The organism is Mesorhizobium loti CJ3sym, assembly GCF_000472785.1.
GTDB lineage: Bacteria > Pseudomonadota > Alphaproteobacteria > Rhizobiales > Rhizobiaceae > Mesorhizobium > Mesorhizobium loti_E.
Window position 1 is genome coordinate 204,489 of record NZ_AXAL01000013.1, and the last position, 21,694, is coordinate 226,182.

General features: G+C 63.0%; 17 protein-coding genes, 1 tRNA gene, 2 rRNA genes and 1 pseudogene. 12 read left to right on the forward strand and 9 right to left on the reverse strand.

Going from position 1 to position 21,694, the window contains the following annotated elements; genetic code table 11:
* Positions 1-255 precede the first annotated feature (255 nt).
* On the forward strand, positions 256-1,164 hold the full coding sequence (locus A3A9_RS0119740) for a tagatose-bisphosphate aldolase (RefSeq protein WP_027060313.1): 909 nt from the start codon (positions 256-258) through the stop codon (positions 1,162-1,164).
* 85 nt (positions 1,165-1,249) lie between these two features.
* Positions 1,250-2,671 (forward strand): ROK family protein, encoded by a 1,422-nt coding sequence (locus tag A3A9_RS0119745; protein ID WP_033838683.1) that lies wholly within the window; start codon positions 1,250-1,252, stop codon positions 2,669-2,671.
* Between the two features lie 6 nt (positions 2,672-2,677).
* Here A3A9_RS0119745 and A3A9_RS0119750 read toward each other — a convergent pair whose 3' ends face one another.
* The gene (locus tag A3A9_RS0119750) at positions 2,678-3,352 is read right to left on the reverse strand and encodes a GntR family transcriptional regulator (protein ID WP_027060315.1); all 675 of its coding nucleotides are present in this window, start codon (positions 3,350-3,352) and stop codon (positions 2,678-2,680) included.
* Positions 3,353-3,486: 134 nt separating this feature from the next.
* On the opposite strand from A3A9_RS0119750, the gene A3A9_RS0119755 reads away from it, so the two are divergent.
* From A3A9_RS0119755 to A3A9_RS0119790, 8 genes are read left to right on the forward strand one after another with little or no spacing between them, the layout of a single operon-like run.
* Positions 3,487-4,074, forward strand: a complete 588-nt coding sequence (locus A3A9_RS0119755; protein WP_027060316.1) for an amino acid synthesis family protein — start codon at positions 3,487-3,489, stop codon at positions 4,072-4,074.
* Positions 4,067-5,866 carry an alpha/beta fold hydrolase gene (locus A3A9_RS46315; RefSeq protein WP_027060317.1) on the forward strand — a complete coding sequence of 600 codons (1,800 nt, stop codon included), beginning with the start codon at positions 4,067-4,069 and terminating at the stop codon, positions 5,864-5,866. Before A3A9_RS0119755 ends, A3A9_RS46315 begins: the two co-directional genes overlap by 8 nt.
* Positions 5,863-6,900 carry an LLM class flavin-dependent oxidoreductase gene (locus A3A9_RS0119765; RefSeq protein WP_027060318.1) on the forward strand — a complete coding sequence of 346 codons (1,038 nt, stop codon included), beginning with the start codon at positions 5,863-5,865 and terminating at the stop codon, positions 6,898-6,900. The genes A3A9_RS46315 and A3A9_RS0119765 overlap by 4 nt, the downstream gene beginning before the upstream one ends.
* A gap of 10 nt (positions 6,901-6,910) precedes the next feature.
* The gene (locus tag A3A9_RS0119770; RefSeq protein ID WP_027060319.1) at positions 6,911-8,380 is read left to right on the forward strand and encodes an aldehyde dehydrogenase; all 1,470 of its coding nucleotides are present in this window, start codon (positions 6,911-6,913) and stop codon (positions 8,378-8,380) included.
* A gap of 59 nt (positions 8,381-8,439) precedes the next feature.
* Entirely contained in the window at positions 8,440-9,444 is a 1,005-nt protein-coding gene (locus A3A9_RS0119775) for an ABC transporter substrate-binding protein (protein ID WP_027060320.1), read from the forward strand.
* Positions 9,445-9,503: 59 nt separating this feature from the next.
* Positions 9,504-10,364, forward strand: coding sequence for an ABC transporter permease (locus tag A3A9_RS0119780; protein ID WP_027060321.1), 861 nt, complete (start codon positions 9,504-9,506; stop codon positions 10,362-10,364).
* A 2-nt stretch (positions 10,365-10,366) separates the two neighbouring features.
* Complete coding sequence (locus A3A9_RS0119785; protein WP_027060322.1) at positions 10,367-11,167, forward strand: ABC transporter permease; 801 nt, start codon at positions 10,367-10,369, stop codon at positions 11,165-11,167.
* Positions 11,164-12,240, forward strand: a complete 1,077-nt coding sequence (locus tag A3A9_RS0119790; protein ID WP_027060323.1) for an ABC transporter ATP-binding protein — start codon at positions 11,164-11,166, stop codon at positions 12,238-12,240. The genes A3A9_RS0119785 and A3A9_RS0119790 overlap by 4 nt, the downstream gene beginning before the upstream one ends.
* 49 nt (positions 12,241-12,289) lie before the next feature.
* Here A3A9_RS0119790 and A3A9_RS0119795 read toward each other — a convergent pair whose 3' ends face one another.
* A complete protein-coding gene (locus A3A9_RS0119795) occupies positions 12,290-13,072 on the reverse strand; it encodes a DeoR/GlpR family DNA-binding transcription regulator (RefSeq protein ID WP_027060324.1) in 783 nt (260 codons plus the stop codon).
* 180 nt (positions 13,073-13,252) lie between these two features.
* On the opposite strand from A3A9_RS0119795, the gene A3A9_RS0119800 reads away from it, so the two are divergent.
* Positions 13,253-14,056 carry a hypothetical protein gene (locus A3A9_RS0119800; protein ID WP_152536139.1) on the forward strand — a complete coding sequence of 268 codons (804 nt, stop codon included), beginning with the start codon at positions 13,253-13,255 and terminating at the stop codon, positions 14,054-14,056.
* Here the strand turns inward: A3A9_RS0119800 and A3A9_RS0119805 are convergent, their stop codons facing one another.
* Together A3A9_RS0119805 and A3A9_RS0119810 are read right to left on the reverse strand one after the other, a co-directional pair.
* Positions 14,057-14,668 carry an NAD(P)-dependent oxidoreductase gene (locus tag A3A9_RS0119805; protein ID WP_027060326.1) on the reverse strand — a complete coding sequence of 204 codons (612 nt, stop codon included), beginning with the start codon at positions 14,666-14,668 and terminating at the stop codon, positions 14,057-14,059.
* A gap of 38 nt (positions 14,669-14,706) precedes the next feature.
* Complete coding sequence (locus tag A3A9_RS0119810) at positions 14,707-15,345, reverse strand: DsbA family protein (RefSeq protein ID WP_027060327.1); 639 nt, start codon at positions 15,343-15,345, stop codon at positions 14,707-14,709.
* Positions 15,346-15,477: 132 nt separating this feature from the next.
* On the opposite strand from A3A9_RS0119810, the gene A3A9_RS0119815 reads away from it, so the two are divergent.
* A complete protein-coding gene (locus tag A3A9_RS0119815; RefSeq protein WP_027060328.1) occupies positions 15,478-16,395 on the forward strand; it encodes a LysR family transcriptional regulator in 918 nt (305 codons plus the stop codon).
* Between the two features lie 5 nt (positions 16,396-16,400).
* Here the strand turns inward: A3A9_RS0119815 and A3A9_RS0119820 are convergent, their stop codons facing one another.
* From A3A9_RS0119820 to A3A9_RS0119840, 5 genes and pseudogenes are all read right to left on the reverse strand, one after another.
* Positions 16,401-18,017, reverse strand: a complete 1,617-nt coding sequence (locus tag A3A9_RS0119820; protein WP_027060329.1) for a GMC family oxidoreductase — start codon at positions 18,015-18,017, stop codon at positions 16,401-16,403.
* A pseudogene (locus tag A3A9_RS0119825) lies at positions 18,014-18,517 on the reverse strand (FGGY-family carbohydrate kinase); the annotation flags it as partial. The gene A3A9_RS0119820 and the pseudogene A3A9_RS0119825, both read right to left, overlap by 4 nt.
* 148 nt (positions 18,518-18,665) lie before the next feature.
* Positions 18,666-18,742 (reverse strand) — tRNA-Met (locus A3A9_RS0119830).
* 204 nt (positions 18,743-18,946) lie between these two features.
* Positions 18,947-19,061: ribosomal RNA gene (gene rrf / locus A3A9_RS0119835) — 5S ribosomal RNA — on the reverse strand.
* 171 nt (positions 19,062-19,232) lie between these two features.
* Positions 19,233-21,694, reverse strand: a 23S ribosomal RNA gene (locus A3A9_RS0119840); the annotation flags it as partial.

A 21,694-nucleotide genomic window follows, 5' to 3' on the forward strand; every position in this document is an offset into this window, starting at 1 on the left:
GAACAGACAGCTTGCAATTCCTTTCAGCAACGTGTTACACACGCATACGCCGACGGGAGTTATCGCGCAAATCCAGCCAACTCGCAACGTGCGACCGCTCCAGGCCGCAGGGTCGGCGAGACACTGTTCGCGAGGGTGGATGGCGCGGCACCGCCGCAAAAAATCTCCCTGCCGGCAAGGCGGGCAGAACTGAACATCGTTGTTTCCACGGGATCCGCGCCCTCGGCGAGAGAGCGCCAACATCGGATTGAGACCATGACCAAGATGACCACCGCGGAACTGCGCGGCTACCAGCAGATATGCGGCAAGGATGGGGCCATGGTGGCCATCGCCTGCGACCAGCGCGGCGGCATGCGGACCTTGCTGGCGTCCGATCCGGCCGAACAGGCCAAGATCACCAACGACATGCTTGGCGACACCAAGGCGGATATCACCCGCTATCTCGCCAGTGCTGCATCCTGCGTGCTGCTCGACCCGCTCTGCGCGGTGCCGCGGATTGTCGACGAAGGCGTACTGAACCGCGATACGGCGCTGCTCATCGGCCTCGATGCCTCCGGTTTTGATGTCTCGCCCGAGGGCTACCGCTTGTCGCGCCTTGTTCCCGACATTGACGCGCGCCGCGTCCGGGCGCTGGGCGGCACCGGGGGCAAGATCATGGTGTATCTCAGGGCCGACAAGCCTGAAGCCAACGAGCACAACATCGCCATCCTGCGCCAGTGCATCGCCGATTTCGGACAGGAGGACCTGTTGCTGGTCGTCGAATTCCTGACCTATCAGCTCGACGGGGAAAGCCCCGAGGACTATGCGGCCAAAACGCCATGGCTTGTTGAAGAAGGGACAAGGATCTCGCTGGAGTGCGGCGCCAAGGTGCTGAAGCTTCCCTATCCCGGAACACCACAAGCCTGCGCCAACATCACTGCAATGGCCGGCGAGGTGCCATGGGCGGTGCTTTCGGCTGGCGTCAACCACGCCACCTTCCTCGGGCAGGTCGAAATCGCCATGCAGAATGGCGCCTCGGGCGTCATCGCCGGCCGCTCGCTGTGGAAGGATTGCATCTCGCTCGACCGTGACATCCAGCGCGAAAGGCTTAAGACCATCGCAGTGCCGCGATTGCGTGAAATCCAGGCCGTGATCGGGCACTACCGGCAGAAGGCCGCTGCCTGATAGTCGAATTTGGACTAGAGCTATTCCAGCAAAAGTGTGAAGCGGTTTTGCGTTCGGAATTGCGTGAAACCAAATGCAGGACGCCATGCCTCTCAGCATAGGAATCGACATTGGCGGCACAAATCTGCGTGCCGCCCGCATCTCCGAGACCGGTGAAATCCTCAAGCGCGTTTCCGAGAAAAGCGCGCCCTACCCGGAGCTAGTGCTCGGCCGCATCGCCGACATGGTGCGCCTTCTCGACACGCCGGATGTGAAGGCCATCGGCGTCGGTGTCCCCGGCCGCGTCGATGCGCGGCGCGGCGCCGTCCTCTCGGGCGGCTATGTCAACCTCGCCTCGGTTGCGCTGGCTCAACGCCTGGAAGACATGACAGGCAAGCCCGTCATCATCGACAATGACTGCAACATGGCGCTGGCCGCCGAAATGGCGCTCGGCGCCGGGCGCGGCCATGGCAACATCGTCATGTTCACCATCGGCACCGGCATTGGCGGCGCCGTCGCTCAGGATCGGCGGATCACGCGCGGCTCGGCAACGGCGGGCCAGCTCGGCCACATCACTGTCGACGTCAATGGCGAGGTTTGCGCCTGCGGCCGCCGCGGCTGCGTCGAAACCACCAGTTCGGGCACGGCGCTCGGCCGCCACATTGCGCGCGCCGGGCTCGGCGCCGACATTTCTGTCGATCAGCTCTTTGCCCGTGATGCGGCAGGCGATACCACGGCGCACGGCATCCTGGACGGTTGGGCAAGGCCTCTGCGTGCCGCCATCGACACGGCCGTTGCCGTGCTTGCGCCCGATCTGGTGCTGCTTGGCGGCGGCCTCGGCCGGGCGGCACATGCAGCGCTCGACCGCGCGCCAGCACTGGCGCCCTGGTACCAATGCCACGTCGAGCCCGCGCAGCTCGGCGACGATGCCGGCGTAATCGGCGCTGGCCTGCAGGCACTGGCAGAGCCATCAGCCCAGTCCAGCCGCGCCAGGCGCGCCGTGCTCGTCAACGGCATCCCCGCCAGCGGCAAGAGTACGGTCTCGCGCGGCATCGCCGACCGCATGGGATGGCCGTTGCTCGCGCTCGACACGATCAAGAACCCGTTCCTCGAAGTGCTCGGCGGCGGCGACCGCCTGTTCAACCGCACGCTCGGCCGCGCCAGCTACCAGGCGATCTGGTCGGTCGTCGGCGAAGCTCCAGCCGGCACCACCGTGGTCGTCGATGCCTGGTTCGGCTTTCAGCCGCGTGAGATTCTCGAGGATCATCTGCGAAAAGCCGGTGTCGAGCAGACCGTTGAAATCTGGTGCCACGCGCCTGGCGAAGTCCTTGCCGAGCGCTATGGCGCCCGGCTCGACCAGCGCCCCGCCGGCCATCCCGGGGCCGCCTATATTCCCGAACTGATCGAGCTCGCCAAGCGCGCCGAACCGCTGCGGCGCGGACCGCTCTTCGACGTCGACACGACCAAGCCGATCGACTTCGATGCCATCACGGCCTGGTTGCGAACGGTCATGGCCAACGGTGCGTAGGCGGCTTCATGCCGGCGGCCGCAGCGCCGTGCGGGCGATCTGCCAGGCGGATTCGACATGGCGCCGCGCCGCGGCTTCCGCCTCTTCCGGCTTGCGTGCGCGGATCGCATCCATGATCTCGTTCATCTCGGCGATGGCCGCTTCGCGACGGTTGGCCGAGACGATGGTCATCGAACGAAGCTGATTGATGCGGACATTTAGCCCGCTGACAATTTCCCAGGCGACGCGCTTGTCGGCGGCCTCGAACAGCGCCTCATAGAATTTCGTCGTCGCCCGCATCACCGCCGGCGGCGTCCCCGATGCCCATGCCTCGAACAGATCCGCCAGCGCGCGTTCGAGCGTTGCCAATTGCTCGCCGGTGGCCGACAGGGCGCAGGCTCGGGCCGCAATGCCTTCCAGCAGCGCTCTGAGCTCATAGATCTCGTCGGTGCGGCCGAGGTCCGGCCTGGCTACGGCCGGCCCGTGCCCCGGGATCATCTGCACGAGCCCCTCGGCCTCCAGCTGGCGTAGAACCTCGCGCACGACGGAACGGCTGACGCCGAGCTGGTCGCAAAGCGGCCGCTCGATCAGCCTTTCGCCAGGCTGGAAGTGGAAATCCATGATCGCCTCGCGCATGCGCTCTAGCGCCAGCGTCCTCAAGGTCTTGGCGCTGCGGTCGATGCGAAGCGTGTCGTTTGGCATGTCTTGCCTCCTGCGCCGCCACGAAAACAGATTCCATGCCCGGTTGACAAGGTACTTGGCGCTCCATAGCATGGTATACCATAAGATGATATGGGGATCGCATGGTCCCAAGGCATCGCCGACCCGAGGATTTCATGCAACCTGCCATCCGCAAGATCGTGACCTATACCGAGAACACGCTGATCGAAGGCGGCAAGGCTGCACCCCGACCGCTGCGCCTGGTCGGCGTCGCCGCGGTGCTGACCAATCCCTGGGCCGGTCGCGGCTTCACCGACGATCTGTCGCCCGAAATCCGCGCCTGCGCGCCGGTGCTGGGAGAGATCCTGACCCGCGAGATCATTGAGATCGCCGGTTCCGGCGAGGCGATCGAGGGCTATGGCAAGGCCGCCATTTGCGGCACGTCGGGCGAGATCGAGCATGCCTCCGCGCTGATCCACACGCTGCATTTCGGCAATCATTATCGCCGCGCCGTCGGCGCCAAGACCTATCTTGCCTTCACCAATCTGCGCGGCGGGCCAAACACGCCGATCATGATCCCGCTGATGGACAAGAATGACGAGGGACGGCGCTCGCATTACCTGACCGTGCATTTCCAGATCGGCGATGCGCCGGCGCCGGACGAACTGGTGGTCGCGCTTGGCGCTTCGATCGGCGGTCGCCCGCATCACCGCATCGGCGACCGCTATCAGGACCTCAAGGAGCTTGGGGACGTGCATGGCTGATGCTTCCGCATGGGCTCGACAGGGAACGGCTCCCGACGGCACCGGCTTCATCCGCGCCGGATCGGGCACGCCAGTGCTGTTCATCCACGGCGTCGGCATGAACGCCGCGATCTGGCGGCCGCAGATCGAGCGCATGGCCGGCGGCTTTGACGTGATCGCCATCGACATGCTCGGCCATGGCCTTTCGCCGCTGCCACCGCAGCACCCGGAACTGGCCGACTACGCCGACCAGGCCGTTCGCCTGCTCGACCATCTCGGCCTCGACAAAGTATCCGTCATTGGCCACTCGATGGGTGCGCTCGTTGCCCAGGAACTCGCGCTACGCGCGCCGGAGCGCGTCCACCGGATCGTTTCCCTGAACGCCGTGTTCCGGCGTCCGCCTGAACTGGCCGAAGCCGTTCGCCAGCGTGCGGTAGCGCTCAACGGCCGCAGCGATACGGCCGGCACGGCACAGACCATCGCGCGCTGGTTCGGAGATCCGGTGCCGGCCGAGTTGGAGGCGGCAGCACAGAAGACGGCATCCGCACTGAGCGCGGTCGACCCGGAAGGCTATGCCCGCACCTATCGCCTGTTTGCTCGTGCCGACGGCGATCATGCTGACCGCCTGCCGACGCTGGCCGTGCCGGCCCTGTTCATGACCGGCTCCGAGGACAGGAACTCTTCGCCCGCAATGTCGGCCGCGATGGCACGGCTGGCGCCGCATGGCCGCTGCACGGTGCTGCCGGGCGAGAAGCACATGATGGCGGTCGCGGCACCGGACCTCACCACGCGCCATATCGTTGACTTCCTCGCAGAGGACGAAGCGATCGAGCAAAACGGCACTGCGGAGGCGAATACCGGGTTCGACAGCGGCGAGTTCCGCCGCGCGCTTGGCTCCTTCCTTACCGGCGTCACCATCGTCACCACGATCGGCCCCGAAGGCGAGCCCCGCGGCTTCACCGCCAACTCCTTCACCTCTGTCTCGCTCGATCCGCCCCTGGTGCTGGTCTGCATCGCACACAAGGCGCTTGGCCATCCCGTCTTCGCGACATCGAAAAGCTTCGCCATCAACGTCCTGAATGAGGGTCAAAAGGCAGCCTCCGGCATCTTCGCCTCGAAAGCGGCCGACAAGTTCGCCTCAGTCGCCTGGCGGCCGGGACGCACCGGCAGCCCCGTGCTGGACGGCTCCGTGGCATCCTTCGACTGCGACATGGAGCGGCTGGTCGTGGCAGGCGATCATTCGATCCTCATCGGCCGCGTCCGCGATTTCGAGCACAATTCCGCGCAGCCGCTCGGCTATTGCCGCGGCGCCTATGTCGCACCCGGCCTCAGCCAGGACGCGCTGGCCGCCACCCAGCCTGGCACCGATGTCGGCGCCATCCTCGAAAATGGTGGCCGGATCCTGTTCCTGGAAACCGCGGACGGTTTCGAGCTACCGCGCGGCCGCGGGTTGGGCTCGGCCGGCGATGGCAAAAGTCTGCGAGGGCTGCTCGCTGCGAAGGCCATCGAGGCCCAGCTCGGCTTCCTGTTCGCCGTCTGGGACGACGCCGGAACCGTTTCACGCACACATGTCTACTATCGCGGCACGTTCGACGTGCCCGCTTCCAGCGATCGCGGCATCAGGCTCATCGAGATCGACGCGATCGAAGGATTGAAGATCGCCGATCCGGCGATCCGCTCGATGCTCACCCGCTATATCAGGGAATGCTCGGTGGATGCATTCGGCGTCTATGTCGGCAACGATGTCGAAGGCGAGGTCCGGCCGCTCGCCAGACCCAGCGCTTCCACCGTCAATACAGGTGACCAGCGATGAAATTCTCGCTCTTCGTGCACATGGAACGGTCGGACCTGGCCAAGCCGCATTCCGAGCTTGTGACCGAGCTCGAGGAGTTGGTCCTGATGGCCGAACAGGCAGGCTTCGAGACCGCCTGGATCGGCGAGCATCACGGCATGGAATTCACCATCTCGCCCAATCCCTTCATCAACATCGCCTATCTCGCCGCCAAGACCAGCCATATCCGCCTCGGCACCGGAACCGTGATTGCGCCCTTCTGGCACCCGATCAAGCTTGCCGGCGAAGCGGCGATGGCTGACGTCATCAGCGGCGGACGGCTTGACATCGGCATCGCGCGCGGCGCCTACAGCTATGAATATCAGCGCCTCTTTCCCGGTCTTGACGCCTGGGGCGCCGGCCAGCGCATGCGCGGGATCATACCGGCGATCCGCGGCCTCTGGGACGGCGACTTCGAACTCTCCGGCGAGTTCTGGCAATTCCCTGCCACGACCTCCTCGCCCAAGCCGCTGCAGAAACCCTACCCGCCGATCTGGGTGGCGGCTCGCGACCCGAACTCGCACGATTTCGCCGTCGCCAACGGATGCAAGGTTCAGGTAACGCCGCTGGCTTCCGGCGATGACGAGGTGACGAGCCTGATGCAGCGCTTCAACGCCGCCTGCGCCGCGCATCCCGAGATCGAACGACCGGAAATCATGCTTTTGATGCACACCTTCGTTGCCGAGGACGCGGCCGACGCCGATCGCCTCACGCAGGACCTGTCGACTTTCTATTGCCAGTTCGGCGCCTGGTTCCAGAACAAGAAACCAGTGCATCAAGGCATATTGGAGCCGCTGACGCCGGACGAGATCGCGGCCATGCCGCAATACGCGCCGGACAAGATCAGGCAAAACCTGGTGATCGGCGAGGCCGATGAGGTCATCGCCCGGCTGAAATCCTATGAAGCGCTTGGCTACGACCAGTACTCGATCTGGATCGACAGCGGGCTTTCGCACGAGCGCAAGATGAAATCGCTGCAACTGTTCATCGACCGGGTGATGCCGGCCTTCCTCTGATTGCGAGCCCATGACCGACGCCCCCTTCAGGAACTTCATCGACGGCCGCTTCGACGAGCCGTCCGCCACGTTCGACAGTGTCGACCCGTCGACCGGCGCGGCATGGGCCAGGATGCCGGCGGCGAGCGAAGCCGATGTCGACCGTGCCGTCGAGGCGGCGCACCGCGCGCTGCGCTCAAACCCATGGCAAAGGATGACCGCGACAGCGCGTGGCAAGCTGCTGGTCAAGCTCGGCGACCTCGTCGCTGCCAATGCCGCATGTCTGGCCGAGCTCGAGACACGCGACACCGGCAAGATCATCCGCGAGACCCGCGCCCAGATCGCCTATGTCGGTGACTACTACCGCTACTATGGCGGGCTGGCCGACAAGCATGAAGGCGCTCATGTGCCTGTTGACAAGCCGGATCTCGACGTCACCATTCGCCGCGAGCCGATCGGCGTCGTTGCCGCGGTGGTGCCGTGGAATTCCCAGCTCTTCCTCTCGGCCGTCAAGCTCGGTCCGGCGCTTGCCGCCGGCTGCACCATCGTGCTCAAGGCCTCCGAGGACGGGCCAGCGCCGCTGCTCGCTTTTGCCGAACTGGTTCATGAGGCCGGCTTTCCCCCAGGCGTCGTCAACATCCTCACCGGCTTTGGCCATGATTGCGGCCGGCGCCTGACCAGCCATCCGCTGGTTTCGCGCGTCGCCTTCACCGGCGGTCCGTCGACGGCGCGTGCCATCGTCAGGAACACAGCAGAGAACCTTGCCTACACCACACTCGAACTCGGCGGCAAAAGCCCGGTCGTCGTCTTCGCCGACGCCGATCTCGACAGCGCCGCCAATGCGGTGGTCGCCGGCATTTTCGCCGCGACCGGCCAGAGCTGCGTCGCCGGCTCGCGGCTGCTGGTCGAGCGTTCGGTGAAGGATGAATTCCTCGCCCGGCTGAAGCGCAAGGCCGAGGTGATCCGCATCGGCGATCCGCAGGATCCGGCGACCGAAATGGGGCCGCTCGCCACGCTGCGCCAACGGGACTGGATCGAGAAGATCGTCGCGGAGAGCCTTGTCTCGGGCGGCACGCTCATCACTGGCGGAACACGGCCAGCCGGCAGCGGCTTCTACTATGCACCGACCATCATCGATGCCGGCGGCAGCGACCTGCCCTGCGTGCGCGAGGAATTGTTCGGGCCAGTGCTCAGCGTGGTTGCTTTCGACACCGAGGCGCAAGCGCTGGCGCTTGCCAACGACACGCCCTTCGGCCTGGCTTCGGGCGTGTTCACCAGCAATCTCGCTAGGGCGCACCGCATGGCGCGCGACATCCATGCCGGCGTCGTCTGGGTCAACACCTATCGCGCCGTATCGCCGCTCGTTCCCTTCGGCGGCTACGGCCTGTCGGGCCTCGGCCGCGAAGGCGGGCTCGATGCCATCAGAGACTACACACGCTCGAAATCCGTCTGGATCAACACCTCGGACGAGCCGATTCCCGATCCCTTCGTCATGCGCTGAGAACCGCGGGACGCAGGTGCACTGAGAAAAACAAGAACAGACCAACAGAGGAGAATGACATGAAACTGATTTTGACCGGCCTGCTGGCCGGACTGCTCGCGGCGACCGCCGCCAAGGCCGACGAGATGGCGTTCACCAGCTGGGGCGGCACCACGCAGGAAGCACAGACCAAATCCTGGGCGGCTCCCTTCGAAGCCAGCTCCGGCATCAAGGTGTTGCAAGATGGACCAACCGACTACGGCAAGCTCAAGGCCATGGTCGACGCCGGCAATGTCACCTGGGACGTCGTCGACGTGGAAATGGACTTCGCCATCAAGGCCGCCAAGGACGGGCTGCTGGAGCCGATCGACTATGCGGTCGTGCCCAAGGCCGATCTCGACCCGCGCTTCAGCAATGAGCACTCCGTTGGCAGCTTCTACTATTCCTTCGTGCTCGCCTGGAACAAGGGCACCGTCACGGGCGAACCGACCGGCTGGGCCGACATGTTCGACACCAAGAAGTTTCCCGGCAAGCGGACCTTCTACAAATGGTCGGCGCCGGGCGTCATCGAGATCGCTTTGCTGGCCGACGGCGTGCCGGCGGACAAGCTCTATCCGCTTGATCTCGACCGTGCCTTCAAGAAACTCGACACCATCAAATCCGATATCGTCTGGTGGGGCGGCGGCGCTGAATCGCAGCAGCTGATTGCTTCCGGCGAGGCTGCGTTCGGTCAGTTGTGGAACGGGCGTGTCTTCGCCCTCCAGCAGGATGGCACCGATGTCGGTGTCGCCTGGAACCAGAACCTCACCGCAGCCGACGTGCTCGTCGTGCCGAAGGGCGCCAAGAACAAGGACAGCGCGATGAAGTTCCTCGCCGCCGCGACCAGCCCGACCGGCCAGGCGAAATTCGCCGAGGCAAGCGGCTATGCGCCCATCAACACCAAGGCCAAGGCGGAGATGCCCGCCGATGCCGTCAAGGCCCTGCCCGATGCCCATGTCGACGGCCAGATCAACCTCGACATGAACTACTGGGCCGAGCACCGCGGCGAGATCGCCACGCGCTGGTATGCCTGGCAGACCAAGTGACACCGTTGCAGACCGACGGGGCGCTGCTTGCGCGCGCCGTTTCGAGACAGGACCGCTCGATGCAGGGAAGTTCTTTCAGACGCAGCTCGGTTGCCGGCCTGCCAGCCGGCAGCGGCAGCGCCTTGCCGGCCCTGCTTCTGGTTGGCCTGTTCTTCATCGTGCCGGTGGTCGCTTTGCTGCTGCGCAGCGTCACCGATCCCGAACCAGGCCTGCAGAACTACGCGGCGCTTTTCGGCAGCGGCACCTATGTGCGGGTGTTCCTGAACACCTTCCTGGTCGCATCGGTCGTCACAGCCGTCACCATCCTGGTGGCTTTCCCCGTTGCCTGGATGCTGGCGATCATGCCGCCGGCCCTGGGCTCGATCGTCTTCGGCATCATCATCCTGTCGATGTGGACGAACCTTCTCACCCGCACCTATGCGTGGATGGTGCTGCTGCAGCGCACCGGCGTGATCAACAGGGCACTGATGGGTTTGGGCATCATCCATGAGCCGCTGCCGCTCATCAACAATCTGGCCGGAGTCACCATCGGCATGGTCTACATCATGCTGCCCTTCATGATCCTGCCGCTGGTCGGCACTTTACGCGCCATCGACCCTATGACGCTGCGCGCGGCCGCCCTTTGCGGCGCAAGCCCGTTCGAGGCCTTCCGCCGCATCCTTTTGCCGCTGTCGCTTCCCGGCATCGCCGCCGGAGGGCTGATGGTCTTCGTCATGTCGCTTGGCTACTTCGTCACGCCTGCCCTGCTTGGCGGTACATCCAACATGATGCTGGCCGAGATGATCGCCCAGACGGTGCAGTCGCTGCTCAACTGGGGGCTCGGAAGTGCGGCCGCTTTTGTCCTGCTCGTCGTCACCATGGCGCTCTACGCGATCCAGCTTCGCCTGGTCGGCGCCAAGCGCGCCGGCGGAGGGATCTGAGGATGCTGCTCGACTATGACAGGCTCGGATGGCTGCGCGTGGCGCTTGTCGGCTTCACGGCGGCAGTCGCGGCTTTCCTGTTGCTGCCGGTGGTCTTCATCGTGCTCCTCTCATTCGGCTCGTCGCGTTGGCTCGCCTTCCCGCCGCCCGGCTGGACGCTGAAATGGTACCAGCAATTGCTGGCAGACCCGACCTGGATCGATGCCGCACTGACCAGCGCCCGGATTGCCGCCATGGCCGCCATCCTCGCCGTCGTCATCGGCCTGTTCGCCTCCTTCAGCCTGGTCAGGGGCGAATTTCGCGGACGCCAGGTCCTGCGTGGACTGCTGTTGACGCCGATGGTGCTGCCGGTAGTCGTGTTCGCCATCGCCATCTACGCCTTCTTCCTGCGCATCGGCCTCGCCGGCACTACGGTCGGTTTCGTCATCGCCCACACCATCCTGGCGCTGCCTTTCGCCATCATTCCGATCACCGCGGCGCTCGAGGGCTTTGACAAATCCATCGAGGACGCGGCCATAATCTGCGGCGCCAGCCCGCTGCAGGCGCGGCTGAGGATCACCTTGCCGTCGATCAGGATCGGTATCTTCTCGGCGGCGATCTTCTCCTTCCTGGCCTCATGGGACGAGGTCGTGGTGGCGATCTTCATGGCGAGCCCGACCTTGCAAACCTTGCCGGTGAAGATCTGGGGCAGCCTGCGCGCCGACCTTAGCCCAGTCGTTGCAGCCGCCTCCAGCCTGCTTGTCGGCCTGACCTTGTGCCTGATGATCGTGACCGCACTCCTTCGCAGAAAATTGTCCAGATGACCCGACCGTTCCTGTCCATACGCGCGGTGAGAAAGACGTTCGGCGCCTTCGTCGCCGTCCATGACGTCACCATCGATGTGCCCAAGGGAGAGTTCCTGACGTTCCTCGGCCCGTCGGGCTCCGGCAAGTCGACCACGCTCTACGCCATCGCCGGTTTCCAGGATCCGAGCTCAGGTGATGTGCTTCTGGAGGACAGGTCGCTGCTTTCGGTGCCGTCGCACAAGCGCAACATCGGCATGGTTTTCCAGCGCTACACGCTGTTTCCGCATCTGAGCGTCGCCGAGAATGTCGCCTTTCCGCTGCGCGTGCGCCGCCGCCCGGATGGCGAGGTCAAGCGCAAGGTCGCCGACATGCTGGCACTGGTGCGCCTCGAAAACTTCGCCGACCGCCATCCGGGCGCGCTGTCGGGCGGCCAGCAGCAGCGCGTGGCGCTTGCCCGCGCGCTCGCCTACGATCCGCCGATCCTGTTGATGGACGAACCGCTGTCGGCGCTCGACAAGAAGCTGCGCCAGGAGATCCAGGCCGAGATCCGCCGCATCCACCGCGAAACGGGCGTCACCATCCTCTATGTCACGCACGACCAGGAGGAGGCGCTGCATCTTTCGGATCGCATCGCCCTGTTCAGGGAAGGCCGCATCGAACAGATCGGCACCGGCGAGGATCTCTACCTCAGACCGGCGAGCGAGTTTGTCGCCGGCTTCATCGGCAACTCGAATTTCCTGTCGGCTGAGCATTTGCAAACCGCGGATGGCGCATCGACGATCCGCCTGGCCGACGGCTCGATCGTGACCGGCGTCAAGACGACAACGTCCTTCGGCCAAGGCCAGAAGGTTCGGATGATGGTGCGCCCGGAAGCCTTCCGCCTGACGCCCGGGCCGACAAGTGCGGCACTCGCCGTCGAGATCGTCGATACCGCCTTCTTCGGCGATCGCCGGCGGGTCGTGGCGCGCACGGCCGGCGGCGACGAGATCGATGTCAGGCCAACCTCGGACGCAAAAGAAGCAGACAGCACCGCCCCGTCAGGTCAGCGCATCTTTTTCGATCCCGCTTCGGCGTTCCTGTTCCCGGCCTGATGGCCGGCATCTTCCTGCAGATTCGGACTTCGCCTTCCGGTAGCTCCGATCAGCCGTCGCTGACTATGTGAAGTTCCGTCCCAGCCGCCTCAATGACAGCGCGCAGCGCCGGTTGCGGCTCTCGATCGGTGACGATGTCGGACAGCTCGCCGAGCGCGCAGACGCGTTCGAGGCTGTTGCGGCCGAACTTGTCATTGGTCACCACCAGCGCTGTCGACAGCGCGCGCGCAATCATTGCCCGCTTGACCGCCGCCGCTCCCGAGATCATGTCGCTGGGCCCGTCCACCGACAGGCTCGAGGCGCCGATGATAGCAATGTCGGCATTGTAGCGCCGGACGAATTCCACCGTATCCTCGCCGAACACGCTGGCTTCGCGGCTGTCATAGGTGCCGGGGCACAGGATAACCCGGAAGGTCGGATTGGCCCCAGTCACCGACGCCACGCCGATGGAATTGGTGATGATGGTCAACTCGCGCTTCAGCTGCGAGAGACTGCGCGCCACCTCGTAAGTCGTCGAGCCGCCATCGATCATCACGATCTGGCCTTTCTCGACCAGTTCGGCCGCACCACGCCCGATCCTGGCACGCTCCTCGATCATGGTCTGGCTGCGCTCGGCGATCACCGGCTCGGAGGTCACCAGCGAGATCGTCGCGCCGCCATAGGTTCTGTTAAGCAGTCCCGCATCACCAAGCTCGATCAGGTCGCGGCGGATCGTTTCGCCGGCGACACCCAGGCGCAAAGCGAGCCTGGAGATACGGATCGAGGCCGAGCGGCGCACTTCCGACAGGATAAGCGCATGCCGCTCCTTCTTCGATAGCCGGCTGTGCTCCATGATCGATTCTCCGCGAAGTCGGCAGTATTAACCATGCCGACGCTGATGGGGAAGGAGTCTCGCGAGACCTAGCTGACCTGCCTCGATTCGAACGGTTCAAGCCGGATGCCGGCTGACAAGCGCAAGCGCTGCTGTTTTGATTACGTTTCGACGAATCGGCGGAAGATGACGGAGACCGCAATGCATGTCGTGACATTGCTGAAGGCAGATATGTTCGACGTCGAGATCGACGGCAAGCCCGCCTCGATCGCGCAGGCCTTGCCGGACTGGAATCCGCATGATCGCTTCGGCCTGGTGATCGACGATGCGCTTGGCGGCATCGGCGCCACCCATCTGCTGCAGATCGCCATCACCTCCTTTTACGACATCAAGCCGAGCCGCCGCACGGAGCTGACTGTCTATCCCGAAATCTATGCCTTCCACATCGGAAAGGGTTATGGCGCGCATGCGCCCTATGATTTCTGGCCGGCCCGGCGCGAGATCATCACCTCGCTCGATCATCGTGAAGTGCTCGACGCCATCAATGATCGCGGCATCACAAGGCTGGCGGTTCCCGATCGCGCTCCACGCGAGGTCGTGCATCGGCCTAAGGAAGTCGATGCGGCGCTCGACCGCATCGCATCGGCCTTCGTCTACGACCCGTCGGGTCGGGTTTCGGATCCCGACCTGGTCATTTCAGGCAACGACAGGCGGACCGAATACAATCCCAACAGTGCCTTGCGGCCCCGCTACACCGACAGCCGGCCGGCCTCGGTTTCGACCGCGGCCAAGCCGGTCAAGGAACTCGATTCGTCCTATCAGGACTGGCTACGCAAGCGTGAGCACGATTTGACCGCCGAGGAACGCGCCTTCGTCGAACGCCGCCGCCAGGAGCTGAGGCAGGACGGCCTCGTCACCGAAACCTATCGGCGTGTCGGCGTTCGCGAAGCCTTGATGCGGCTGGCGTCGGCCGGCCTCGATCGAGACACGGCCGCTGCCGTTTGATCAATAGCCGACCGTAAAACGCTGCCTGACATGGGCAGGCTTCTCGATCTCGTCGACCATGACGATGGCGTAGTCCTCGAAGGAAATGCTGCTGCCCTTGTCCGAAGCGAGAAGCGTGTCCTTGCCGAGGCGGTATTTGCCGGTGCGCTCGCCCGGAATGAACATGGCGGACGGCGACAGGAAGGTCCAGTCGAGGTCGCCGACGGTCTTCAATGTGTCGAGAAAGTCGGCGCCCTTCTGCGCCTCGGCCTTGTAGATCGCGGGGAATTCGGGGGTGTCGACCAAACGCTTGCCGGGCGCGACTTCAAGACTGCCGGCGCCACCGACAACGAGATAACGCTTCACACCGGAAGCGCGCACGGCGGCGATCAGCGTGTCGGTGTCGCTGTCGAGAAAATGCACCGAACTGATCACCACATCATGGCCGCGGATCAGATCGGTGAGGGCTTGCCTGTCCAAGACATCGCCCTTCCTGGCGGTGACGCCGGGCAGCGCCGCGATCTTTTCCGGGCTGCGCGCGATGCCGGTGACCGTGTGGCCACGGTCGGAGAGCTCCTTGAGCAGCCGCGAACCGACTGCGCCCGATGCGCCGATGAGAGCAACTTTTGCCATGTCTTTTTCCAGTCTTTGTTGGAGGTCAGTTAGAGAGATCACGCCGCCGCGATATGGGCGACAAGATTGTCGAAGCTGCCGAACAGCGCGTTCGAACCGATGAGCCGGGGCGTTTCGTTGCGAATGACCGCAAGCGAAGGCACGCCATTGGCATGCAAGCGTTGGAACAGCGCGCGGCCTCGGCCAACCAGGTCGAGGTGAGCGGTCAGCAATGTCTCGGTCGGCTGCTTCAGCATTGCGGCGGCATCCGCCATGCCAGCGTCGACGAGCACGGCAACGACACCTTCGACAGTCACGACATCGCGGCCATCGACATAGCGCGCCCGCTGGATCGCCTTCAGAGCGGTCAGCCGGCGGCTGGGGTCCTCCAGGCCGGCGGCGCTGATGCCGAGGGTCGCGGCATGCGAGTCCAGCAAGGTGCCACGGATGCCGAGGACATTGCGCTGATAGGCCTGCGTGAACCTCTGTCCGGTCAGACGTTCGATTCGCTGGTCATTCGCCCAGGCATGGGCGGCAAAGCCTTCATCCATCGGCCGCGCACCGGCACCGGAGAACAGGCCGGTCGGCAGCAGTTCGATAAGCGCGCCGATGGCCGACAGCCTGTCCAGCATCGGGGTGGCGCCGTAGCACCAACCGCAGAGCGGATCGAAAAGGTACGTCACTTCTGCATTGCTCATCGTCGTCGCCATCCTTGGTGCCCGCAGCCCGGCCCGTCAAATATCCGAGCCATATGTGGCAGCCAGCGGTCTTGCGATAAACAGGCGCCAATAATACAAACTGTCTGATTGAATCGGACAAAAGGCAGCACATTGGCCGACCTTCTGAACCTCAACCGTCTCGTCTACTTCACCACGGTGATGGAAACCGGTTCGTTCACATCAGCCGCGGATCGGCTTGGCGTCGCCAAGGCTGTCGTAAGCCATCAGATCGGCAGGCTCGAAGAAGAACTGGGCGCGACGCTGCTGCAGCGCACGACCCGGCGTGTCACGCCGACGGGCGAGGGTCGCCTCTTCTATGACCGTGCGATGATCATTCTGCGCGAGGCGGAAGCGGCCTATGGAGAAATCTCTCACGCAGCCGTCGAACCGGCCGGAATGCTGAGGCTGACCGCACCACTCGACTACGGAACCAAGATGGTGGCGCCGGTCATGGCGGCATACCTGAAGGCTTATCCCCAGATGCGCGTCGAAGCGATCTTCGATGACGCGGTGAGCAATCTGGTTGACGAGCAGATCGATCTTGGCATTCGCGTCGGCTGGCTTGCCGATTCTTCCAACCAGGCGCGGCGCCTGGGCACGATAAGGCAGGTCGTGGTGGCGAGCCCGGCCTTTGCGGCAAGCCTGCCGCGCGACGCGACCCCGCGCCAGGCGAGATCGCTGGCTTGGGTCGGCAATGCCCAGCTGCGTGGCGTCGGCCAATGGCTGTTTTCCAGAAATGGCGAAAAGGTGCTGACCGAGCTCAACCCGGTCATCATGTGCGACAAGAGTCCGGCTTCCCTGGCCTGCGTGCTCGCCGGCATCGGGCTCGGCATCTTCCCCGACTACAGCGTCAGCGACGATATCGCCGAGGGACGGCTGGTGCCGGTGCTTGCCGACTGGACCTTGCCGACCGGCGGCATCCACGCGGTCTTTCCACCGGCCCGGTTCCGGCCCGCCAAGGTGCGCGCCTTTGTCGACCTGATGGCGGCTGCCGAGAAAAGACGATCGCGCAGCGCTGCCATTGCGTGATGCCGTCAGCGAGACTCCCGCAGGATCATCTCGGCCGCCTTCTCCGCGATCATCACCACGGGAGAATTGGTGTTGCCCGACACGATTGTCGGCATGATCGAGGCATCGACCACGCGCAGCCCATCGAGCCCGTGAACCCTGAGGCGATCGTCGACCACCGCCATCGGGTCCGAGCCCATCTTGCACGTGCCGACCGGGTGGAAGATCGTCGTGCCGATATCGCCTGCCTTGCGGATGAGGTCTTCGTCGCCGTCATATTGCGCACCAGGCAGCATCTCTTCCGGTGCAAAGCGTGCTATCGCCTTTGCCTTCATCAAACCGCGGACATGACGCAGTGAAGCGACGGCGACGCTGCGGTCTCCTTCGGTAGAGAGATAGTTCGGCTGGATCTTCGCTGCCTCGCGCGCATCGGACGATCCCATATGCACCGTGCCCCGGCTTTCCGGGCGCAGATTGCAGACCGATACCGTCACTGCCGGAAAGCGATGCAGCGGCTCGCCCAACCGATCCGTGCTCAGCGGCTGCACGTGGTATTCGAGATCAGGTGTTGCGAGACGCGCATCGCTCCTGGCGAAGATGCCGAGCTGACTCGGCGCCATCGACAGCGGCCCGCTGCGCCTGAGCGCGTATTCCAGCCCCATCGACGCGCGGCTAATCAGATTGTGGTAGCGCTGGTTGAGCGTGGCGACATTGGCGACCTTGAAGACGGTGCGGATCTGCAGATGGTCCTGCAAACCTTCGCCGACGCCCGGCAAGGCATGACGGACATCCACGCCAATTCCCGAGAGCAGGTCTGGCCGGCCGACACCCGAGAGTTCGAGGATCTTCGGGGAGTTGATGGCACCGGCGGCAAGAAGGGTCTGGCCGGCGGACACGCGATGCAGGCCACCGTCTTTTCGGAAGACGAGGCCCGTGACGCGCCGGCCTTCGAACTCGAGCCGCTCCGTCTCGGCGTCGATCACGACTCGCAGATTCTTGCGCGCGGCAATGCCACGCAGGAACGCTTTCGACGTGTTCCAGCGCACGCCATTGCGCTGGTTGACCTCGAAATAGCCGGAGCCTTCATTGGTGCCGGTGTTGAAGTCGTCGGTGCGCGGAATGCCGAGTTCCTCGGCGGCATCCCGGAAGGCGTCGAGGATCGGCCATGACAGGCGTTGGCGTTCGACGCGCCACTCGCCGCCACTGCCATGCATGGCGCCCTTGCCGCCATGATGGTCTTCCGACTTGAGGAAGTAAGGCAGCACATCGTCCCAGCCCCAGCCAGTATTGCCGGCCTGGCGCCAGCCATCATAATCGGCGGCCTGGCCACGCATGTAGATCATGCCGTTGATCGATGAACAGCCGCCGAGCACCTTGCCGCGCGGATAGTTGAGGCTGCGTCCATTGAGGCCGGCCTCCGGCTCGGTCTTCATCATCCAGTCGGTGCGCGGATTGCCCATGCAGAAGAGGTAGCCGATCGGGATATCGACCCAGTGGTAGCGGTCGCTGCCGCCGGCTTCGAGCAGCAACACCCGGTTGCGCGGATCGGCCGAGAGCCGGTTGGCGAGCACGCAGCCGGCCGAGCCGGCACCGACGATGACGTAGTCATAATCGCCAAACGGGGACGGTGAGGCTTCAGTCACGTGCGGGCCTCTTGTCCGGCGATGCGCTCCCATAGCGGCACCATCGCCTTGTTGATCTCGCTGTAAAGCAGATACCGCCGTGCATATGCCTCGGCAACCACCTCGTTTGGTGTGAACTGTCGGGCGGCGGCCGTCATGGCGGCGGCACCGGCGCTGTAGTCCGCGAAGATGCCGACGCCGGTGCCCCCCGCGATGGCTGCTCCCAAGGCTCCGGTCTCGCGGCTGCGCGCCACGGTGACGGGCACGCCGAGCACATCGGCGAAGATCTCCGGCCAGACCGAGCTGCGCGAACCACCGCCGGACAGCACCACATGATCGAAATCGGCGCCGGCTTTGTGCAACGTCTCGACATGGCGTTTGTGCTCGAAGGCGACGCCCTCGAACAGCGCCCGCAACAGATGTGCCCGCGTGTGCCAGCCGGCGATGCCGTAGAAGCCGGCGCGCGTCGCCGACGTATTGCGACCGTTCTTCTCAAAAGCCCGATCCGAAGGATGAGACAAGCATGCTGCATCGCGAAAAGCGTTGCAAAGGCCGAAATGGTGGCTATTTGATCATCGGTCAGCGATGGCTTACATTAGCGCAGGGCCAGTCTGCCCGCCATCCGGGTACAAAAAAGGCCCGCACGAGGGCGGGCCATTTTCAAGAGTTTGGTTGCGGGGACAGGATTTGAACCTGTGACCTTCAGGTTATGAGCCTGACGAGCTACCGGGCTGCTCCACCCCGCGTCACCTCTTAGCAAGCGCTTGCTTGCTAAACTAGGCAAGCGTTTGCTTGCTTAATGCTGCAATCGTCCAGGGGCGATTGCGATATTGACCACCAAATGAAAGGGCCGCTTTCGCGGCCCGTGTTCCCGTTGGCGGGCCTGTTCGTAGAGAGAAGATTTCTCTCGATCCGATTTTTGGATGAGAGTTTCAACGTGCATTTAGCAGACCTGGCAGCGACCTACTCTCCCGCGTCTTGAGACGAAGTACCATCAGCGCTGGAGCGTTTCACGGCCGAGTTCGGAATGGGATCGGGTGCAGCCGCTCCGCCATAACCACCAGGTCGGCAAAACGCACGTTGTTCGAGAAGCTTTTTGAGCGAAGGAGCATAGAGAGACGTCGGCAGCGGAGCTGTCGGGGGCCTCTCGGGGCTGTTCGCTGGTCTTTATGTGCCCTGTCATCCCGGCGCAATCCAAAGGATTGTCGCCAATCGAGATGAGCATAAGGAATGAGAACGATCAAGCCGATCGAACTATTAGTACCGGTAAGCTTCAAGCGTTGCCGCTCTTCCACACCCGGCCTATCAACGTGGTCGTCTTCCACGGTTCTCAGGGAATACTCGTTTTAAGGTGGGTTTCCCGCTTAGATGCCTTCAGCGGTTATCCCGTCCGGATATAGCTACCCTGCTATGCGGCTGGCGCCACAACAGGTCCACCAGAGATCCGTCCATCCCGGTCCTCTCGTACTAGGGACAGATCCTTTCAATATTCCTACACCCACGGCAGATAGGGACCGAACTGTCTCACGACGTTCTGAACCCAACTCACGTACCGCTTTAAATGGCGAACAGCCATACCCTTGGGACCTGCTCCAGCCCCAGGATGCGATGAGTCGACATCGAGGTGCCAAACAACCCCGTCGATATGGACTCTTGGGGGTCATCAGCCTGTTATCCCCGGCGTACCTTTTATCCGTTGAGCGATGGCCCTTCCACGCGGGACCACCGGATCACTATGACCGACTTTCGTCTCTGCTCGACTTGTCAGTCTCGCAGTCAGGCAGGCTTATGCCATTGCACTCAGCGAACGATTTCCGACCGTTCTGAGCCCACCATCGCGCGCCTCCGTTACTCTTTAGGAGGCGACCGCCCCAGTCAAACTACCCACCATACATTGTCCCGGACCCGGATAACGGGCCGCGGTTAGACATCCATAGTAATAAGGGTGGTATTTCAAGGGTGGCTCCACCTGAGCTGGCGCCCAGGTTTCAAAGCCTACCACCTATCCTACACATGCCACTACGAATGCCAATGTAAAGCTATAGTAAAGGTGCACGGGGTCTTTCCGTCTAACCGCAGGAACCCCGCATCTTCACGGGGAATTCAATTTCACTGAGTCTATGCTGGAGACAGCGGGGAAGTCGTTACGCCATTCGTGCAGGTCGGAACTTACCCGACAAGGAATTTCGCTACCTTAGGACCGTTATAGTTACGGCCGCCGTTTACTGGGGCTTCGATTCAGAGCTTGCACCCCTCCTCTTAACCTTCCAGCACCGGGCAGGCGTCAGACCCTATACGTCGTCTTGCGACTTCGCAGAGCCCTGTGTTTTTGATAAACAGTCGCTACCCCCTGGTCTGTGCCACCCTCCTCTACTTGCGTAGAAAAGGGTCACGCTTCTTCCGAAGTTACGCGTGCAATTTGCCGAGTTCCTTCAGCATAGTTCTCTCAAGCGCCTTGGTATACTCTACCAGACCACCAGTGTCGGTTTCGGGTACGGTTTATAAGGAGGAGCTATTTCCTGGAACCACGCAGCAGCCCGTTCAATCCGATAAGATTGGACTACCTCAATGATCCGTCACTACCTCCAAGCCCACGAATATTAACGTGGTTCCCATCGACTACGCGTTTCCGCCTCGTCTTAGGGGCCGGCTAACCCTGCTCAGATTAGCTTTAAGCAGGAACCCTTGGTCTTTCGGCGGGGGAGTCTCTCACTCCCCTTACGTTACTCATGTCAGCATTCGCACTTCTGATACCTCCACCACCCCTCACGGGTATGGCTTCATCAGCTTACAGAACGCTCCGCTACCGCTTGGCCCTTGCGGACCAAACCCTAAGCTTCGGTGTATGGCTTTAGCCCCGTTACATTTTCGGCGCAAAGACCCTTATTTAGACCAGTGAGCTGTTACGCTTTCTTTAAATGATGGCTGCTTCTAAGCCAACATCCTGGTTGTTTTGGGATCCTCACATCCTTTCCCACTTAGCCATAACTTGGGGACCTTAGCTGTAGGTCAGGGTTGTTTCCCTTTTCACGACGGACGTTAGCACCCGCCGTGTGTCTGCCGACTAGTACTCCCAGGTATTCGGAGTTTGGTTAGGTTTGGTAATCCGGTGAGGACCCCTAGCCCATCCAGTGCTCTACCCCCTGGGGTATTCGGTCGACGCTCTACCTAAATAGATTTCGCGGAGAACCAGCTATTTCCGAGTTTGATTGGCCTTTCACCCCTAGCCACAAGTCATCCCGAACTATTGCAACAGTTATGGGTTCGGTCCTCCAGTAAGTGTTACCTTACCTTCAACCTGCTCATGGCTAGATCACTCGGTTTCGGGTCTAATGCGACGAACTGAATTGCCCTATTCAGACTCGCTTTCGCTGCGCCTACACCTATCGGTTTAAGCTTGCTCGTCACACTAAGTCGCTGACCCATTATACAAAAGGTACGTGGTCACCCAGGACGAACCTTGGGCTTCCACTGTTTGTAGGCAACCGGTTTCAGGTACTCTTTCACTCCCCTTGTCGGGGTGCTTTTCACCTTTCCCTCACGGTACTAGTTCGCTATCGGTCATGCACGAGTACTTAGGCTTGGAGGGTGGTCCCCCCAATTTCAGACAGGATTTCACGTGTCCCGCCTTACTCGAGGACGATTGATTGCATTACGCGTACGGGGCTGTCACCCACTATGGCCCTACTTTCCAGAAG

Coding starts and splice junctions, on each gene's coding strand:
- A3A9_RS0119740 (WP_027060313.1), top strand. CDS start 256: ATGACCAAGATGACCACCGCGGAACTGCGCGGCTACCAGCAGATATGC.
- A3A9_RS0119745 (WP_033838683.1), top strand. CDS start 1,250: ATGCCTCTCAGCATAGGAATCGACATTGGCGGCACAAATCTGCGTGCC.
- A3A9_RS0119750 (WP_027060315.1), bottom strand. CDS start 3,352: ATGCCAAACGACACGCTTCGCATCGACCGCAGCGCCAAGACCTTGAGG.
- A3A9_RS0119755 (WP_027060316.1), top strand. CDS start 3,487: ATGCAACCTGCCATCCGCAAGATCGTGACCTATACCGAGAACACGCTG.
- A3A9_RS46315 (WP_027060317.1), top strand. CDS start 4,067: ATGGCTGATGCTTCCGCATGGGCTCGACAGGGAACGGCTCCCGACGGC.
- A3A9_RS0119765 (WP_027060318.1), top strand. CDS start 5,863: ATGAAATTCTCGCTCTTCGTGCACATGGAACGGTCGGACCTGGCCAAG.
- A3A9_RS0119770 (WP_027060319.1), top strand. CDS start 6,911: ATGACCGACGCCCCCTTCAGGAACTTCATCGACGGCCGCTTCGACGAG.
- A3A9_RS0119775 (WP_027060320.1), top strand. CDS start 8,440: ATGAAACTGATTTTGACCGGCCTGCTGGCCGGACTGCTCGCGGCGACC.
- A3A9_RS0119780 (WP_027060321.1), top strand. CDS start 9,504: ATGCAGGGAAGTTCTTTCAGACGCAGCTCGGTTGCCGGCCTGCCAGCC.
- A3A9_RS0119785 (WP_027060322.1), top strand. CDS start 10,367: ATGCTGCTCGACTATGACAGGCTCGGATGGCTGCGCGTGGCGCTTGTC.
- A3A9_RS0119790 (WP_027060323.1), top strand. CDS start 11,164: ATGACCCGACCGTTCCTGTCCATACGCGCGGTGAGAAAGACGTTCGGC.
- A3A9_RS0119795 (WP_027060324.1), bottom strand. CDS start 13,072: ATGGAGCACAGCCGGCTATCGAAGAAGGAGCGGCATGCGCTTATCCTG.
- A3A9_RS0119800 (WP_152536139.1), top strand. CDS start 13,253: ATGCATGTCGTGACATTGCTGAAGGCAGATATGTTCGACGTCGAGATC.
- A3A9_RS0119805 (WP_027060326.1), bottom strand. CDS start 14,668: ATGGCAAAAGTTGCTCTCATCGGCGCATCGGGCGCAGTCGGTTCGCGG.
- A3A9_RS0119810 (WP_027060327.1), bottom strand. CDS start 15,345: ATGAGCAATGCAGAAGTGACGTACCTTTTCGATCCGCTCTGCGGTTGG.